Here is a 15980-nt window from a genome sequence, read left to right as displayed (position 1 = left end):
GCGATAAACCCTCGCTCTATCGGGGCATGACTCCGCCTTCACGGTTCCATTCACAATTTTTTTGTCAACAGCCATCCCCGCCAATTCATCACCTCCGACCACCGTCGGCCAAGAGCATTTTGCACAGCGCGTTTAACCTCTTGCGGCGCTATGTACTGTGCACAATGCACATATGTCCTGGCATTGGCCCGTGTGCCACGCGAGGTCTGTTGTCGCTCATCGTCTGGACTCGTTGGTTCGAGTCGCAGTAGTACGGTCTCCCGCAGAATCGCGCGTGTTGCCCGGTGGCTGAACCGACGCGGTCATCCAGAAGGTGACGGGGTGCGCAAACCCTCCGCGCACTGTGTGCTCACAAAAGTGACCAACACCACAGTTCTTGGTGTCGTCACCGTCGCCACCCCTCTGACGTCGTCTTATCTGTGGACACAACCCGTAGAACGGGCCGGAGACGGCCCGGCACCTCGTGAAACTCTTAAAAAGCGGCCATACATCTCTTAACGAAGTGTCATAATCGGTACCGCCAGGGGGACACAAAACGACGAGAGCGGGATGCCGTCTCCGGCGACGCGTAGCCTGAAGCTGCAGTGCGGAGTGCCTGTCCCGATGACAGACGGAAGGCGAGAACGTGGATCCCAATGGCAGCGAAGCCAGGCCAGGGTCTGACACCACGGAGTCGCACGCTGAGCCCCAGCGGCAGCGCCTAGAGAATGTGGTTATCCGTTTTGCCGGCGATTCCGGCGACGGGATGCAGCTGACCGGTGATCGATTCACTTCGGAAGCAGCGCTTTTCGGAAACGACCTGGCGACCCAGCCGAACTACCCCGCCGAGATCCGTGCTCCCGCAGGCACTTTGCCCGGGGTTTCGTCCTTTCAGATTCAGATCGCCGACTACGACATCTTGACCGCCGGCGACCGGCCCGACGTGCTCGTCGCGATGAACCCGGCCGCGCTGAAGGCCAACATCGGCGATCTGCCGCTCGGCGGAATGGTGATCGCGAACTCTGACGAGTTCACCAAGCGCAACCTGACCAAGGTGGGCTACGTCACCAACCCGTTGGAGTCCGACGAGCTGGAAGAATACGTCGTCCACGCGGTCCCGATGACCACGCTGACGCTGGGGGCCGTCGAGGAGATCGGCACGTCCAAGAAAGATGGCCAGCGCGCCAAGAACATGTTCGCGCTAGGCCTGGTGTCGTGGATGTACGGGCGGCCGATCGACACTACTGAGACCTTCATCAGGGAGAAGTTCGCCCGCAAGCCCGACATCGCAGAGGCCAACGTCGTGGCGCTCAAGACGGGTTGGAACTACGGCGAGACCACTGAGGCGTTCGGCACGACCTACGAAGTACCACCGGCGACCTTGCCGCCGGGCGAGTACCGGCAGATCTCTGGGAACACTGCACTGTCCTACGGCATCGTCACGGCCGGCCAGCTGGCCGACCTCTCGGTCGTGCTGGGCAGTTATCCCATCACGCCGGCATCGGACATCCTGCACGAGTTGTCCAAGCACAAGAACTTCGACGTGATCACCTTCCAGGCTGAGGACGAGATCGGCGGGATCTGCGCCGCGGTGGGCGCCGCCTACGGCGGCGCGCTGGGAGTCACCAGCACATCGGGTCCGGGTATCTCGTTGAAGTCCGAAGCCCTTGGACTCGCCGTGATGACCGAATTGCCGTTGATCGTTATCGACGTGCAGCGGGGCGGGCCATCGACCGGTCTGCCCACGAAAACTGAGCAAGCTGACCTGCTGCAGGCACTCTACGGCCGCAATGGTGAGTCACCGCTAGCGGTGTTGGCGCCGCGGTCGCCCGCCGACTGTTTTGAAACCGCGCTGGAGGCGGTGCGCATTGCGGTCTCGTACCACACGCCGGTGATTCTGCTGTCCGACGGTGCCATCGCCAACGGCTCGGAACCCTGGCGAATCCCGGACATCAGCGCGTTGGCGCCCATCGCGCACACCTTCGCCAAGCCGGACGAGCCCTTCGAGCCATACGCCCGCGACCGGGAAACCCTTGCCCGGCAGTTCGCCGTCCCGGGTACTCCCGGTCTCGAACACCGCATCGGCGGATTGGAAGCTGCCAACGGCTCGGGCGACATCTCCTATGACCCGACGAATCACGATCTCATGGTCCGCTTGCGGCAGGCCAAGATCGACGGTATCCACGTTCCCGATCTGGAGGTCGACGATCCCACCGGGGATGCCGAACTGTTGATCGTCGGGTGGGGCAGTTCCTACGGCCCGATCGGTGAAGCATGTCGGCGTGCCCGACGCCGGGGAACCAAAGTGGCGCATGCTCATCTGCGCTACCTCAACCCGTTTCCGGCGAACCTGGGTGAAGTGCTGCGGCGTTATCCCCAGGTGGTGGCGCCGGAGATGAACTTGGGTCAGCTGGCGCTGGTGCTGCGCGGGAAGTACCTGGTTGACGTGCAATCGGTCACCAAGGTCAAGGGCGTCTCGTTCCTGGCCGACGAGATCGGGCGTTTTATCCGGGCCGCTATGGCCGGGAGGCTGGCCGAACTGGAGCAAGACAAGACGATGGTCGCCAAATTGTCGGCGGCCATGGTCGAATCGGGCGCTGACGCATGAGGCGCGCCGCGACGATGCACAACGGAGCGATGAGGAGGAACGGCACTCATGACTGACGTGACCGACGACCTCGCGGGCACAGACCTCGGTCTGACGCCTACCTTGTCAAAACACACTGGGGTGCCCACAACGGACCAACCGCAGAAGGGCAAGGATTTCGCGAGCGACCAAGAGGTGCGCTGGTGCCCGGGATGCGGCGACTACGTCATCCTCAACACTATCCGCAACTTCCTGCCCGAGCTGGGGCTGCGCCGCGAGAACATCGTGTTCATCAGCGGTATCGGCTGCTCGAGCCGGTTCCCCTATTACCTGGAGACTTACGGCTTTCACTCGATCCACGGCCGCGCGCCGGCGATCGCGACCGGTCTGGCGCTGGCCCGCGAGGATCTCTCGGTATGGGTGGTCACCGGTGACGGTGATGCCTTATCGATCGGTGGTAACCACCTGATCCACGCGCTGCGACGCAACGTCAACATCACGGTGCTGTTGTTCAACAACCGGATCTACGGGTTGACCAAAGGCCAATATTCACCGACGTCAGAGGTCGGCAAGGTCACCAAGTCCACTCCGATGGGCTCACTGGATCAACCGTTCAACCCGGTGTCGCTGGCGCTAGGAGCGGAGGCCACCTTCGTCGGGCGCGCACTGGACTCAGACCGCAATGGCCTGTCCGAGGTGCTGCGCGCCGCGGCGGCGCATCGCGGCTCGGCGCTGGTCGAAATCCTGCAGGACTGCCCGATTTTCAACGACGGCTCGTTCGATGCGCTGCGCAAGGAGGGCGCCGAGGATCGGGTGATCAACGTCCGCCACGGCGAGCCCATCATCTTCGGCTCGGGCGGCGAGTACTGCGTCGTGAAATCCGGCTTCGGCCTCGATGTGGCCAAGACGGCCGACGTGGCCGTCGAGGAGATCGTGGTGCACGACGCGCACGCCGACGACTCGGCCTACGCGTTCACCCTCTCACGGCTGTCCGACCAGAACCTCGACCACACCGTGCTTGGCATATTCCGTGACGTCAGCAGGCCGACCTACGACGACGCGGCGCGCTCACAGGTCAGCGCCGCCCAGGCATCGAATAGTTCCGACGCCGCCGCGCTGCAATCGCTGCTGCATGGGCGTGACACCTGGACCGTCGACTGACGTGGCCCAGGACATGTCGGACACGGTGCCACTGGCCGGGGTTGTCCTCGCGGGAGGTGAATCCCGGCGAATGGGCCGCGACAAAGCCACTCTGCCGTACCCAGGGGGCACCGTTACCCTGGTCGAGCACGTACTCGGCGTAGTCGGTCAGCGCTGCAATCCCGTTTTTGTGATGGCTGCTCCGGGGCAACCCTTGCCGCCACTAGAGGTTCGGGTCATCCGTGACGAGGTGCGGGGTCTGGGACCGTTGCCGGCGCTCGGCCGTGGATTACGAGCCGCAGCGCAAGCCGGCGCCGAGTTCGCCTTCGTCAGTGCCGTTGACATGCCTTCTTTGACAGTCGAATTGATCGACGACCTAGCGCAGCGCGCCGCAGTGACGAACGCCGACGTCGTGCTGCCCTGGGACGGTCGCAGCCACTACCTGGCCGCGGTGTACCGGACCGAGCTGGCGGATCGGGTTGAGGCGCTAGTCGCCGCTGGTCAGCGCAGGATGAGCGCCTTGGTGGACGCGTCGGACGCGCAACAGATAGTGATGTCAGATTCGCGCCCGCTGGCCAACGTCAACTCGATGACGGACTTGAGCGCTGTGCGCGCACTGGTGTAGTTCGCGTGCTGGCTCGGGTATCCCCGGGTTTTCCATAATCGCCAAAGAATCCGCGAATTTGATCGACCAATCGATGGTTAATCTAATTTCGTAACGATACTCGCTAATTTTCCAGGGTAGTCACGTCTTCTTCTGGCTTTATCACAGAAACGTTATATCGGATCACGGGCAGACTATTAATCTTTCCGGTTGTCGGCGCCAGGGCGCCGGGGTGTCCTCGTGTGGTGGTCGTATTCCCTTGGGGGGGAACGTATGTCGATTGGCACGCGATGCGAGGGCGGCGTCGGTAGCGTCGGGAATCCGTCATCCAACGTGCCACGACTCAGAGTCTTCCAGCAAACACCATTTCCGTAGTAGAGGCGGGCGCGGGACCGGGGGAGGGCGTCGAATCGGTGGACCAGTGCCCGTTGGCCGGGTTGGTTTCGTCCCCGCGCTAGCGGTCGAAAGGGTCCGGAAGTCAGCGGCGTTCGACGCCGTGCCTGTTGCTTCTGAACTTTGCAGGGGTTGCCGGGCAGCGGTGCGTGGTGGTGCAACGAAATGCCCTGTACGGCAGTGAAATTCGACTAGTGATCTCATCAACTTCGAGGTTCGCCCGAGGCGGCCCAGGCCCGGGTGCCGCGGGCTCGCCGCGGCTGCGCTGTGAGCTAGCTCACTGTTTCGCGCGAGCGGATAGGGGGCTGCCGATGCCGGCTTTGGCTGGTGACCTGTGGGCCAGTTCACAATATCTGCGTGATTCGGCTCACGCTAACGGTGCCTCCGCGCCGGGAGTCTCTTGGCAAAACGGTGCGATTGACCTGCAAAAACAATTCATCAATCATGCCGTGATCGGCCCGTTATAGAACCGATATAGCTGTTGGACTAGATGACTTATCCAAATCGTTATCGTACGGTCCTTTTGGCCCCAGACGGGCAACGGAAAAACTAAATCCACGGACCCGCGTGTGAGCGGAGCTGCGGACGGCATGGATTGATATGAGTGCGCCGCAGCGTCCGGGCGAAACGCCCGACGGGCAGGCCAGGCCCTCCGCTGTCGTGCCGGAACGAGACGGCACGTCTCAAGACAACCCCGAACCGACAACTCTTCCACCCACACCCGTGGGCGGGTCTTGGCGCGCGCGAACGGCGAAAGGAACAATCTTGAAGAACGTCCGTAAGACGCTCATCGTCGCGGCGATCACAGGGACGCTTGCGACGGTGCCGTCTGTCGGTGTCGCCAACGCGGACCCGGGCTTGGACCCGAACGTTCCCGCGGCGCCCGGTTCTGACGCACCAGGCCTTGACCCGAACGTGCCGCCGGCCCCGGATGCGGCGCCAGTTGGTGTTGACCCGAACCTGCCGCCGGCTCCGGATGCGGCGCCGGTCGATGTCGACCCGAACCTGCCGCCGGCTCCGGATGCGGCGCCAGTCGGTGTCGACCCGAATCTGCCGCCCGCCCCGGACGTGGCGCCGGTCGGTGTTGACCCGAACCTGCCGCCGGCACCCGAGGCTCCGCCGGTCGATGCGCCACCGGCTCCGGAACCGGCGCCCGCCGGTTTCGACCCGAACCTGCCGCCGGCACCCGAGGCTCCGCCGGTCGACGCGCCTTTAGCGCCGGCACCGATGGACATCGACCCGAATCTGCCGCCCCCACCGCCTCCGGGTATGCCCCCGGTGGATGAACCACCGGCGCCCGCACCGATCGCGTACAGCGTGAACTGGGACGCGATCGCGCAGTGCGAGTCCGGCGGAAACTGGTCGATCAATACCGGTAACGGCTACTCCGGCGGCTTGCAGTTCAGCGCGGGCACCTGGGCGGCCAACGGTGGCGCGGGCTCCGCGCACGCCGCGAGCCGTGAGGAGCAGATCCGCGTGGCCGAAAACGTGCTGCACTCGCAGGGCATCGGCGCCTGGCCGGTCTGCGGCCGCCGCGGCTGACCCAGCTCGACGCCGACACAGTGCCGGGCCTTGCTGCCCGGCACTGTGTCGTTCATCCGGTCGGCAATGTGAACGCCGCCCTGCCTGGTTGCCTCCCTGGTCAGCACGCGGACGCATCGGATGGGCCGGTTAGCCGACAAGTGGTGTGGCCCGTCGCGTCCAATGCGGAGCCGGGCCGCGATCGTGGAGGTCATTGCGCGATTCGTCACGAGCCCCCGTTCCAGCCAAAGTAGAGCAACGCTCCCGCCCACACCTGGTGTTCGACCCGGTCGTTACGGGATGCGCGCGGCCGCCAGGACGCGTTGCTTGGCAGCCGCGATCTATTGCAACAGCGATTGCCGCCATGAAACCTGCGGTCGGCTGCGACATCGCTGACCGACTCGGCAGTCCCTTAGGTACATCCCTGAGGTACATCTAGTGAATTAAGTTGGTTGTGATAGCAATCTTGCCACGTTCGCGTCCTCCATCGAACCCGATGGTGCAGGAAAGGTATTGGTGCACTTTGGTGTTGGGTCCGATCGGCGAGCCCTGCTGGATCGTCGATGCGTCAGCGACGTCGTTGAAGGTCGCGTGGGGTGTGTTGTGATCGGGACCCACCGATGACCGCGCGGGCAAGCCGATCGCCGCACTAAGTGGCCACAATCGCTGGATCCGGCGCGCGTCGGCCAGTTTGGGCGTGTGCCATCGTGGGCGCCGTTCAACGTCGTTGCTAACCGTGGTGCACTGTGCACGTCATTGCGATATGGCGCTCGGGGCGCGCTCGCAGCCGCGCACCGCGGAGGGCGTCTCTCGCTTCCGATTGACAAAACCAACCCTGGCGATTGTACTTCATTTACAGTAGTGATTTGAGTGGTAATCATCCGATTCCCTCGAAAGTCGTCTCGGATACACGGTGAGCCTCCATGTTCTCGATCGTCATTTCACGCACCTTCGCGGCGCGGCGAAGGCCAACTGTGCCGGGGCCGCCTGGACCGGCTTCGCCGCAACGGCCCCGAACAGGTCCGTGTGAAGCGTGCTGCTCATGAACCGCAGGCAGCTGCTCACCCTTATAGCCACCGGCCTCGGTCTGTTCATGATCTTCCTGGACGCGCTCATCGTTAACGTGGCGCTACCCGACATCCAGCGAAGCTTCGGCGTAGGGGAGGACGGCCTGCAGTGGGTGGTGGCCGCCTACAGCCTCGCCATGGCCGTCTGCATCATGTCAGCGGCGACGCTCGCCGACCTCCATGGCCGCCGCCGCTGGTACTTGGCAGGTGTTTCGGTATTCACGGTCGGATCCATGGCCTGCGGCTTGGCCCCCTCGATCGTGGTCCTCACTCTCGCGCGCGGCGTGCAGGGATTGGGCGCTGCGACCGTTAGTGTGACCTCCCTCGCCCTGGTCAGCGCGGCTTTTCCGGAGGCGAAGGACAAGGCGCGAGCACTAGGCATATGGACAGCCATCGCCAGCGTCGGCACGACCGCAGGCCCGACGCTCGGCGGTCTGCTGGTCGACCAGTGGGGGTGGCGCAGCATCTTCTATGTCAACGTGCCAATCGGGGTTCTCGTCCTGCTTCTGACACGCGGCGTCGTGCGAGAGTCGCGCAACGAGCGGGCGGTCCGTATCGACCTATCCGGGCAGCTGCTGTTCATCATTGGTGTGGGGACCTTGGTATACGCAATCATCGAAGGCCCCCAAATCGGATGGACGTCGCCTCGGATCCTCGCGCTTCTCGTGATGGCCGCCGTTGGCTCCGCCGTGTTCTTGTGGCACGAGCGCAGATCATCGGATCCGATGATGGACCTGAGCCTATTCCGCGACACCTCGTATGCACTGTCCATCGCCACCATCTGCACGGTGTTCTTCGCGGTCCACGGGATGCTGCTGCTCACCACGCAGTTCCTGCAGAACGTGCGTGGCCTTACCCCTAGTGCGACCGGCATTGTGATCTTCCCGTTCAGCGCGGCCGTGGTCGTGGTGTCGCCGCTGGTTGGGCAACTAGTTGGCCGGGTCGGCGTACGGGTGCTCATTCTTGTGGGGCTCTGCCTATTGATGCTTGGTTTGCTCACATTGATCGCCAGCGAGCACCGGAGCTCGGCTGTGGTCCTCGTCGGACTGGGCCTGTGCGGTACCGGTGCTGCACTGTGCCTTACGCCGATCACGACCCTCGCCATGACTAGGGTCCCCCCGGAACGCGCGGGCATGGCTTCCGGGATCATGAGCGCCCAGCGGGCCATCGGCTCGACGATTGGGTTCGCGGTCTTGGGTTCTGTCCTGGCTGGCTGGCTGTCGGTCACACTCGAATCGCACTTGGAGCTCGCGGTGCCTGATCCGGTCCAGCGGCACACCATTGCCGAGATCATCATTGACAGCGCCAACCCGCGGGCTCATGTCGGCGGCATTGTGCCGCGGCGACATATCGCGCACCGCGATCCTGTCGCGATCGCGGAGGACGATTTCATCGACGGTATCCGCGTGGCGTTACTCATCGCCACCGCGTCGCTGGGCTTGATGTTCCTGGCAGGCTGGCGGTGGTTTCCCCGTGGCCTCGGTGCCATGGTCAGCGATGCCGGGCGCAAGCCTGCAATCACGGCCGTCCTCGAGTAAGTGCCGAAACTCGTGCGTTGCCTTGTCGCGCAAGGAAGAACACGACCGCATCAATCGGCGCGAAGCTCGGTCGCCTCCTACCGCCGATTCGATAGTCGAGCTGCGCGAGATCGCGGTCATACCCCCACCATCCCAGTGCCGGGCCCGGTCATGGGACCAAAGGAACACGTACCGCTTTCGGCGCGCTCCATAACAGCGGGCTCTGCGCCGCAACTGCTTTGGGTCGCAAGTGGTTACCCGGGCCTTCCCGGTGTGCCGAACAGCTGCCCGCCGGTACCGCCGGCCCCGCCCGTCCCGTTGGGCACTCCGGTGCCGGCGGCCCCGCCCTGGCCGCCGTTGCCGATCAGCTGGGTGTCGCCGCCATCACCGCCATCGCCGCCACCGCCGCCACCGCCACTGCCGAATGGGCCGGTGCCGCCGGTGCCGCCTTGCCCACCGTCGCCACCGTTGCCACCGTTGCCGTATAGCCACCCGCCGGCCCCGCCTGCAGCTCCGGCAGCGCCGTTTCCGCCGAAGCCCCCGACACCGCCGGCGAGGGTGTCGCCGCCGGCGCCGCCTTGCCCACCGCTGCCGCCAGCCCCACCGCTGCCGATCAGCAACCCGCCGGCCCCACCGCCACCACCGGCAGCGCCAGCGCCCCCATCGCCGGCGAGGCCGTCACCGCCGGCGGGCAGGGCGGTGCCGCCTTGCCCGCCGGCGCCGCCCTGTCCGCCGGCGCCGCCGTGGCCTCCCAGCCACCCGCCGGCTCCACCGGTCCCGCCGAGAGCGCCAGCGCCGCCGTCACCGCCGGCAGCGCCGGCGCCGCCGCCGCCGTCACCGCCGTCACCGCCGTCGCCGCCGGCGCCGCCGCCGCCGCCGTGGCCTCCCAGCCACCCGCCGGCTCCACCGGCGCCCCCGGCGCCGCCGTTCCCCCCGGCCAAGCCGACGGGCGTGTCGGAGATGCCGGCGCCGCCGGTTCCACCTTGCCCGCCGGCGCCGCCGTCACCGCCGTTGCCAACCAGCCATCCGCCGGCCCCGCCGACGGCGCCGGCGCCCCCATCGCCGCCGGCGCCCCTACCGGCGGCGAAAGGGTCACTGTCGCCGCCGATACCGCCGTGCCCGCCGGCGCCGCCGTGCCCGCCGTTACCACCGTGGCCAATTAGCCATCCGCCGGCTCCGCCGGCCCCGCCGACGGCGCCGGCGCCCCCGTCGCCGCCGTTCCCCACGGCGAAGTCGCCGGAGATGCCGAAGGTGCCGCCGGTGCCGCCTTGCCCACCGGCGCCGCCGTGCCCGCCGGCGCCGCCGTTACCACCGTGGCCAATTAGCCATCCGCCGGCTCCACCGGTCCCGCCGCCGGCGCCGGCGCCCCCCTGGCCGCCGTCCCTGCCGGATTGACCGCCAATGCCGCCGGCGCCGCCGTGCCCGCCGGCGCCGCCGTGCCCGCCGCCACCACCGTCGCCAATCAGCCATCCGCCGGCTCCACCGGCCCCGCCGACAGCGCCGGCGCCCCCCGGGCCGCCGTTCGCGCCGGTTTGATCGCCAGTGCCGCCCGTGCCGCCTTGCCCGCCGTGCCCGCCGGCACCGCCGTTGCCGTACAGCCAGCCGCCGCGCCCGCCGGCCCCACCGGCGCCACCGGTGCCGCCGGGGTCGCCGGGGTTGCCGTTGGACCCGGCAAAGCCCTGTCCGCCGTGGCCGCCGTTGCCGATCAACCCGGCAGCACCGCCGTTGCCGCCGGCGGGGTTGGCGGCGTCGCCGGCCGCGCCGTTGCCCCCGTTGCCCCACAGCAGTCCGCCGTCGCCACCATTGCCTCCCGGCGTGGTCGCATTCGCGCCGTTGCCGATCAGCGGGCGCCCCAAGAACGTCTGGGTGGGCGCGTTGATCACCGCGAGCACGTCCTGCTCGACGCGCTGCAGCGAAACGTTGGCGGCCTCGGCCGCCGCATAGGCGCCCCCGTTGGTGCTCAGCGCCTCGACGAATTGGTCATGAAAAGCGGCTATCTGGGTGCTCAGCAGCTGATAGTCGCGAGCGTGGCCAGAAAATAGTGCCGCGATGGCCGCCGAGACCTCGTCAGCACCGGCGGCCAGTACCGCGGTGGTCGGGGCCGCTGCGGCGATGTTCGCCTCGGCAACTGCTGACCCGATCGCCTGCAAATCGGTGGCGGCCGAGGTCAACATCTCGGGAGTCACGCTCACATACGACATTCCAATCCCCTCATTGTGTTGGTTTCGAGCTGTGGCCAACCCGGAGAGTGTTGGTGCCGCGGCAATCCAGGTGCGTGTGTTTTCTGCACAGCCTGTTCGCGGTTTGCCGGCCGGAATGGCTCTCGGGTTGCCCGCACTGGCGGCGACTGTGGTGGTGATTGACCGATAGCGAGATGTGTGGTGCGACAAGGACAGAAGGGCTCATCGGGCGCGATATTGGGACGCGGGTCTGGAGTCCGGGTGTGGTCGGGCAGGCCTGGCGCGGTGGGTGGCCGCGGTCGCTGGGTGCGGTGTGGGTGCGCGAACCGTTGACATCGTCGACTGCGATCGCCGATCGCCAGCGGCCGGCTGCGTAGGCCCCGACGTTGCTGAATGCCACCACGACCCCCTCAAGCTAATACAGTTAATGAAGTAAACATCGACGAGGTGACTTTCGCAACTGGAGCTTCTTCGAGAAGACCGCTTGGCGTAGCAAAAGCTAAGTAGCAGTTCATTATTGGTTCGGATAGGCGGACCCGTCGGCTCCTCGATTTGTTGCGGACAACCGTTCGAGGTAGCGCAGGGTGTGTTGTCGTAGCTACCCGCCGATGGCCGCGCGGGCATGGCGATGATCGAACTGACGGGCCGCGATCGACTGGTTCGATCCCCGCGTCGGGGTGGTGATCCGGGCGCATGCCACCAGCGCGGTCACGGCCATCCACCACTCCTCCGAATGCTGTGGTACCGCCATAATGGCGAGTCGCCGTGGGCGCTGGTGAGGGTCGACCGGGGTTGGGGTTCGACTGCTGCCTCAGTGGTGTCCGCGCCGCGCCGTATGGTGCCCTGCGACGGTGACACGAAACGCGGGCGGCGCGAAAAACAAGATTTGAACAGCGCTTACGGTTGCCGGACCGGCTGCGTGCGTTGATGTGGCCGGGCGCTGCTTTCCGGTGTTCGCCTGCGCACGGGTGTAGTCGGGGCGAGCCCTCCTTGACACCGCTGTACCCGGGTTGGGAGCCTGCGTCATCGCAAGCGCGCTGCGTGCTACGGCTGCGATGTCGCGCTCGGTGCTTTTCGAGGGTCAGTCGATTGCCTGAATGGCTATCACCTGTCCGCCGCCGTGCGCCACAGCGGTCGTCTTCCGCCGCCGATCGTCAAAGGCAACCCGCAAGCCATTAACTTCATCTATAGTAGTCAACTCGCTGCGACCGCGCACTCGTTGTCCTGCACTCGCTGAGACGCTGAGGGCGCGGTTGGCGTGGGTGCCCGCACAACCGGTCTGGTCGGTACAAGAGGAAAGGTCGATGGCACATCTAGGCGCGAGCCAGAGGTCACGGTAGCGGTCGCCGCGGGCGGCATCGATGGACGCCGCGGCAATAGTGGCGCTCCGCAGGCGCCAAGCCGATCGCCTGCAGATCTGTTGCGGCCGACGTCAACATCGCCGGAACCGCGGTCACCTACGACATCTCGGCCCTCCTCAACACCTCGACACCGCAACGGTGTCCGCAAACAAACCGGCTCGGCGTTTCGCGCAACCATCACGGTCTTCAACGGCGGCGAACCTGAAATCGACCGCTGCCGAGGCGGTCATGAAGGCCGGGGCGTTGGGGGTGGTGCTGTGGCTCACGTGGAGCGGTTGGACGGCGTTCGGTGACGCCGTGCGTGCGGCGATCGCATTGGACCCCGGCGCGTAGAGCTCAAGTGTCACATCGTCATAGGACCTGATTGTCGGTTTGGCATCGGTTGGCTTCGGCGCCGCTGTTGGAGCGAAGCCGAGCATCGACGCTCCCCACGGCGGGACCATTGCAATAACCATCGGACCATCACCATCAATACTTTTGTAATTGAAGTAACTGATCTGGACGATGGTCTTGGTCATGGGCAGCAGAGGAGCCCGCTGTGCGGCCCGGTGGTACGCGGCGGCCTATCGGGAGAGTGGGTGGCCCTCGAAACGCACCGACGTGCGCGTCATTGTGAGATCGCAACCGCGACAGCGCAGCGCGGGGACCAACGACGTCGCAGCGCACCTGCGATGACGCAGGCCCAAGCCCGGTGTAGCCGTATCGGGGTGGGCACGCTGCGACCACGCCAGCAGGAAAGCAAAGATCGGAAAGAGTGCCCGGCCACGCGGTGTCAACGCATACTGGCGCTCGTCGTCTCCGCGGGTGAGCATCTCTGCGTCGGTCAGTCTCATCAGGCGTTCGCTGAGCGTGGTCGGCGAAATCTTCAGAATCGATTGGAACTCCCTGAACCGGGACACCCCGGACAGCGCCAAGCCGGTGACCAGCGCACTCCACCGGTCGCCGATGGCCTCCATGACCTCGGTGAATTGTAGGTCGGCTCGGCGTGGCTCGGGGTTGGTGCGCGTCGAACGACGGCGGCCGCTGTGTCCGGCAAATACCAGTGAACTCGAATCCAGCTCCACCTCGACATCGCGAGCCTTGACAGTGCGGTTGCAATGCCGGCACATCAGCTCGGGGGGTCCGCGGTGGCCACAGTCGAGGTGCACCAATTCTGGCTGCAAAGCACCGGCCGGCGACCACTCCCGCTGCCACCACCACACGCTGACCAGGAATTCCCATATGGCCAGGCCGAGATCGGTGAGCAGATACTCATGGTGCTCCCGACCGGCCGACGGGGGCTCGCGCACCATCAGCCCCGCCTCGACCAATGCGTTGAGCCGCGTCGTCAACACCGCCGGCGGTGCCCCCGTCCGGTCGATCCACCGACTGAACTTGCGGACGTGATCGACAAACGCCTCACGCAGGATCGCCACGGTGAGACGGTCTCCGAGCAGGTCGATCGTCTGCTCGATCGGGCTCGACAACGCTGCTGCCGCGCCGCCAGCCTTGACCACGGCCATGCTCCCCAACCTCCCACGCGCGACCGGCGCCCCTCAGCGACGGCCGACTCAAGCCTCAACCACGATAGCGATCTCTTGCACGACGCCGACGCACGCGGGCGACGCCACGCCGACGCCTCGTTCGCGCACGTGGTGCACGCGGTCGACGGCCATCGGCAGGAACGCAAGTTCATCGGCGGGTAGCTACGACAACGCGCCCCGCGCTACCTCCGACTGTTGTCTGCAAAGCATCGACGAGCCAGCTGTTTCGCCCATCGCACCCAAGGGTGAAATGCGGCAACACCTTTCCTGCCCGGCAGGGCCTGCTCGCGGAGATGTCAGTTGCCAAAGCCCCCGAGACAGTGTTTACTTCATTAACCGTATCGAATAGGGGGATTGCGGTGCCACTCAGCGACATCGTGACCGACGCCGCGGACCGCGTACGAGCGGCCACCGCGGTCGAGGATGCCAACGGTTTGTTCACCTGCGCCGAACCCGGCGACCGCGGCTACCCGTGGCGGAAAACGTAGCTAGTTGTACTCCCGCACCAACCAACTGGGAGTCGGTCGTAGCCCGAGGCCAACCCAGTGAGGGGATTGAGATGTCGTATGTGAGCGTGGCTCCCGAGATGTTGACCTCGGCCGCCACCGATTTGCAGGCGATCGGGTCAGCAGTTGCCGAGGCGAACATCGCCGCAGCGGCCCCGACCACCGCGGTACTGGCCGCCGGTGCTGACGAGGTCTCGGCGGCCATCGCGGCACTATTTTCTGGCTACGGGCGCGACTATCAGCTGCTGAGCACCCAGATAGCCGCTTTTCATGACCAATTCGTCGAGGCGCTGAGCACCAACGGGGGCGCCTATGCGGCGGCCGAGGCCGCCAACGTTTCGCTGCAGCGCGTCGAGCAGGACGTGCTCGCGGTGATCAACGCGCCCACCCAGACGTTCTTGGGGCGCCCGCTGATCGGCAACGGCGCGAATGCGACCACGCCGGGAGGCAATGGTGGCGACGGCGGACTGCTGTGGGGCAACGGGGGCAACGGCGCGGCCGGCGACGCCGCCAACCCCGCTGGCGGCAACGGCGGTGCTGCCGGGTTGATCGGCAACGGCGGCCACGGCGGGGCCGGCTTCAGCTCGTCCACGGTCGCAGCCGGTGGTGCCGGTGGGGCTGGGGGCCGCGGTGGGTTGCTGTACGGGAGCGGTGGGGCTGGCGGCCTGGGTGGCAACGCCGGGCCGAACCCCGGCAATTCGGCGGACGGCGGGGCGGGTGGCAACGGTGGTGCCGCCGGACTATTCGGGGGGATCGGTGGGGCGGGCGGCGACGGTGGGGATGGAGGCGTCAACATGGCTGATGGCGCCGGCGGCTTCGGTGGTGCCGGCGGCCATGGCGGTGCAGCCGGGCTGTTGTTCGGCGACGGTGGGGACGCGGGGAACGGCGGAATCGGCGCCAACGTAACCAACCCCGGCCAGATCGGCGGGTTCGGCGGTATTGGCGGCGACGGCGGCCGCGCCGGCTTGCTGTTCGGCAGTGGCGGGGACGGCGGTAACGGCGGGGACGCCGGCTCGTCCGTGGACGACTTCGGCGGGGCAGGCGGGTTCGGTGGATGGGGTGGGGATGCCGGGTTGTTGGGCCATGGGGGCAACGCAGGTGCCGGTGGGCATGGTGGCGATGGGGACTTCGGTGGCGACGCTGGCGCCGGTAACAACGGCGGCAACGGCGGCTGGTTGTTCGGCAACGGCGGGGCCGGTGGGGCCGGTGGCCAAGGCGGCGACGCCACCAACGAGGGCGCCGGCAGAGGTGGTGACGGTGGTCACGGAGGCAACGCCCGATTGATTGGTAATGGTGGGCCTGGTGGCCCGGGTGGTCTGGCTGGGATCGGCCCGAGTAGTAGGGGCCCCGGGCTCGCGGGCGCCGGCGGCGCTGGCGGTCTGCTGTTTGGCATGCCCGGGCCCGCCGGCTAGCCGGTGCACCATGGCGCACAGCTTGTCGGTGGCACCGTTGTTGGGTCGGTTCGCTCGCCTTCCGGATGTAGACGTAGTGGCCGGAAGTTCGGTTGTGCTGGTTGGCGAGGCTAGGTGGTGACGGTATGCGTTGCAGTGGCTCCGTGATGCGGGAGTCGGCTGTGGCTCGACGTTGTGTGAGGAGACCGTG

At 66.4% G+C, this 15980-nt stretch carries 10 protein-coding genes; 7 read left to right on the top strand and 3 right to left on the bottom strand.

The window, feature by feature from the left end; all coding sequences use genetic code 11:
* Positions 1-625: 625 nt before the first annotated feature.
* The 5 genes from F6B93_RS15520 to F6B93_RS15500 all read left to right on the top strand — a co-directional run bounded on the left by F6B93_RS15520 (position 626) and on the right by F6B93_RS15500 (position 8829).
* Complete coding sequence (locus F6B93_RS15520; protein ID WP_211695871.1) at positions 626-2587, top strand: 2-oxoacid:acceptor oxidoreductase subunit alpha; 1962 nt, start codon at positions 626-628, stop codon at positions 2585-2587.
* A gap of 48 nt (positions 2588-2635) precedes the next feature.
* On the top strand, positions 2636-3727 hold the full coding sequence (locus F6B93_RS15515; protein ID WP_211695870.1) for a 2-oxoacid:ferredoxin oxidoreductase subunit beta: 1092 nt from the start codon (positions 2636-2638) through the stop codon (positions 3725-3727).
* 13 nt (positions 3728-3740) lie between these two features.
* Positions 3741-4331 carry a molybdenum cofactor guanylyltransferase gene (mobA, locus tag F6B93_RS15510; protein ID WP_425518558.1) on the top strand — a complete coding sequence of 197 codons (591 nt, stop codon included), beginning with the start codon at positions 3741-3743 and terminating at the stop codon, positions 4329-4331.
* Positions 4332-5708: 1377 nt separating this feature from the next.
* Positions 5709-6245, top strand: a complete 537-nt coding sequence (locus F6B93_RS15505) for a transglycosylase family protein (RefSeq protein WP_425518557.1) — start codon at positions 5709-5711, stop codon at positions 6243-6245.
* 1021 nt (positions 6246-7266) lie between these two features.
* A complete protein-coding gene (locus tag F6B93_RS15500) occupies positions 7267-8829 on the top strand; it encodes a DHA2 family efflux MFS transporter permease subunit (protein ID WP_211695869.1) in 1563 nt (520 codons plus the stop codon).
* A gap of 233 nt (positions 8830-9062) precedes the next feature.
* On the opposite strand, the gene F6B93_RS15495 is transcribed toward F6B93_RS15500, so the two are convergent.
* From F6B93_RS15495 to F6B93_RS15485, 3 genes are all read right to left on the bottom strand, one after another.
* Complete coding sequence (locus F6B93_RS15495) at positions 9063-11009, bottom strand: PE family protein (RefSeq protein WP_211695868.1); 1947 nt, start codon at positions 11007-11009, stop codon at positions 9063-9065.
* A 1456-nt stretch (positions 11010-12465) separates the two neighbouring features.
* Positions 12466-12867, bottom strand: a complete 402-nt coding sequence (locus F6B93_RS15490; protein WP_211695867.1) for a hypothetical protein — start codon at positions 12865-12867, stop codon at positions 12466-12468.
* A gap of 45 nt (positions 12868-12912) precedes the next feature.
* Positions 12913-13851, bottom strand: a complete 939-nt coding sequence (locus F6B93_RS15485; RefSeq protein WP_211695866.1) for a winged helix-turn-helix transcriptional regulator — start codon at positions 13849-13851, stop codon at positions 12913-12915.
* Positions 13852-14231: 380 nt separating this feature from the next.
* Here F6B93_RS15485 and F6B93_RS23435 point away from each other — a divergent pair, with 380 nt between their 5' ends.
* Positions 14232-14360, top strand: a complete 129-nt coding sequence (locus F6B93_RS23435; protein ID WP_281426093.1) for a hypothetical protein — start codon at positions 14232-14234, stop codon at positions 14358-14360.
* Positions 14361-14431: 71 nt separating this feature from the next.
* Complete coding sequence (locus F6B93_RS15480) at positions 14432-15790, top strand: PE family protein (protein WP_211695865.1); 1359 nt, start codon at positions 14432-14434, stop codon at positions 15788-15790.
* Positions 15791-15980 lie beyond the last annotated feature (190 nt).

Origin of the sequence: Mycobacterium spongiae, from assembly GCF_018278905.1 — a bacterium.
GTDB lineage: Bacteria > Actinomycetota > Actinomycetes > Mycobacteriales > Mycobacteriaceae > Mycobacterium > Mycobacterium spongiae.
This window is presented reverse-complemented; position numbering and strand designations above follow the sequence as displayed.

Excerpts from the sequence above, each read along its gene's own strand:
- F6B93_RS15485 (WP_211695866.1), bottom strand. The coding sequence starts at position 13,851 with ATGGCCGTGGTCAAGGCTGGCGGCGCGGCAGCAGCGTTGTCGAGCCCG.
- F6B93_RS15515 (WP_211695870.1), top strand. The coding sequence starts at position 2,636 with ATGACTGACGTGACCGACGACCTCGCGGGCACAGACCTCGGTCTGACG.
- F6B93_RS15500 (WP_211695869.1), top strand. The coding sequence starts at position 7,267 with ATGAACCGCAGGCAGCTGCTCACCCTTATAGCCACCGGCCTCGGTCTG.
- mobA (WP_425518558.1), top strand. The coding sequence starts at position 3,741 with ATGTCGGACACGGTGCCACTGGCCGGGGTTGTCCTCGCGGGAGGTGAA.
- F6B93_RS15480 (WP_211695865.1), top strand. The coding sequence starts at position 14,432 with ATGTCGTATGTGAGCGTGGCTCCCGAGATGTTGACCTCGGCCGCCACC.
- F6B93_RS15490 (WP_211695867.1), bottom strand. The coding sequence starts at position 12,867 with ATGACCAAGACCATCGTCCAGATCAGTTACTTCAATTACAAAAGTATT.
- F6B93_RS15495 (WP_211695868.1), bottom strand. The coding sequence starts at position 11,009 with ATGTCGTATGTGAGCGTGACTCCCGAGATGTTGACCTCGGCCGCCACC.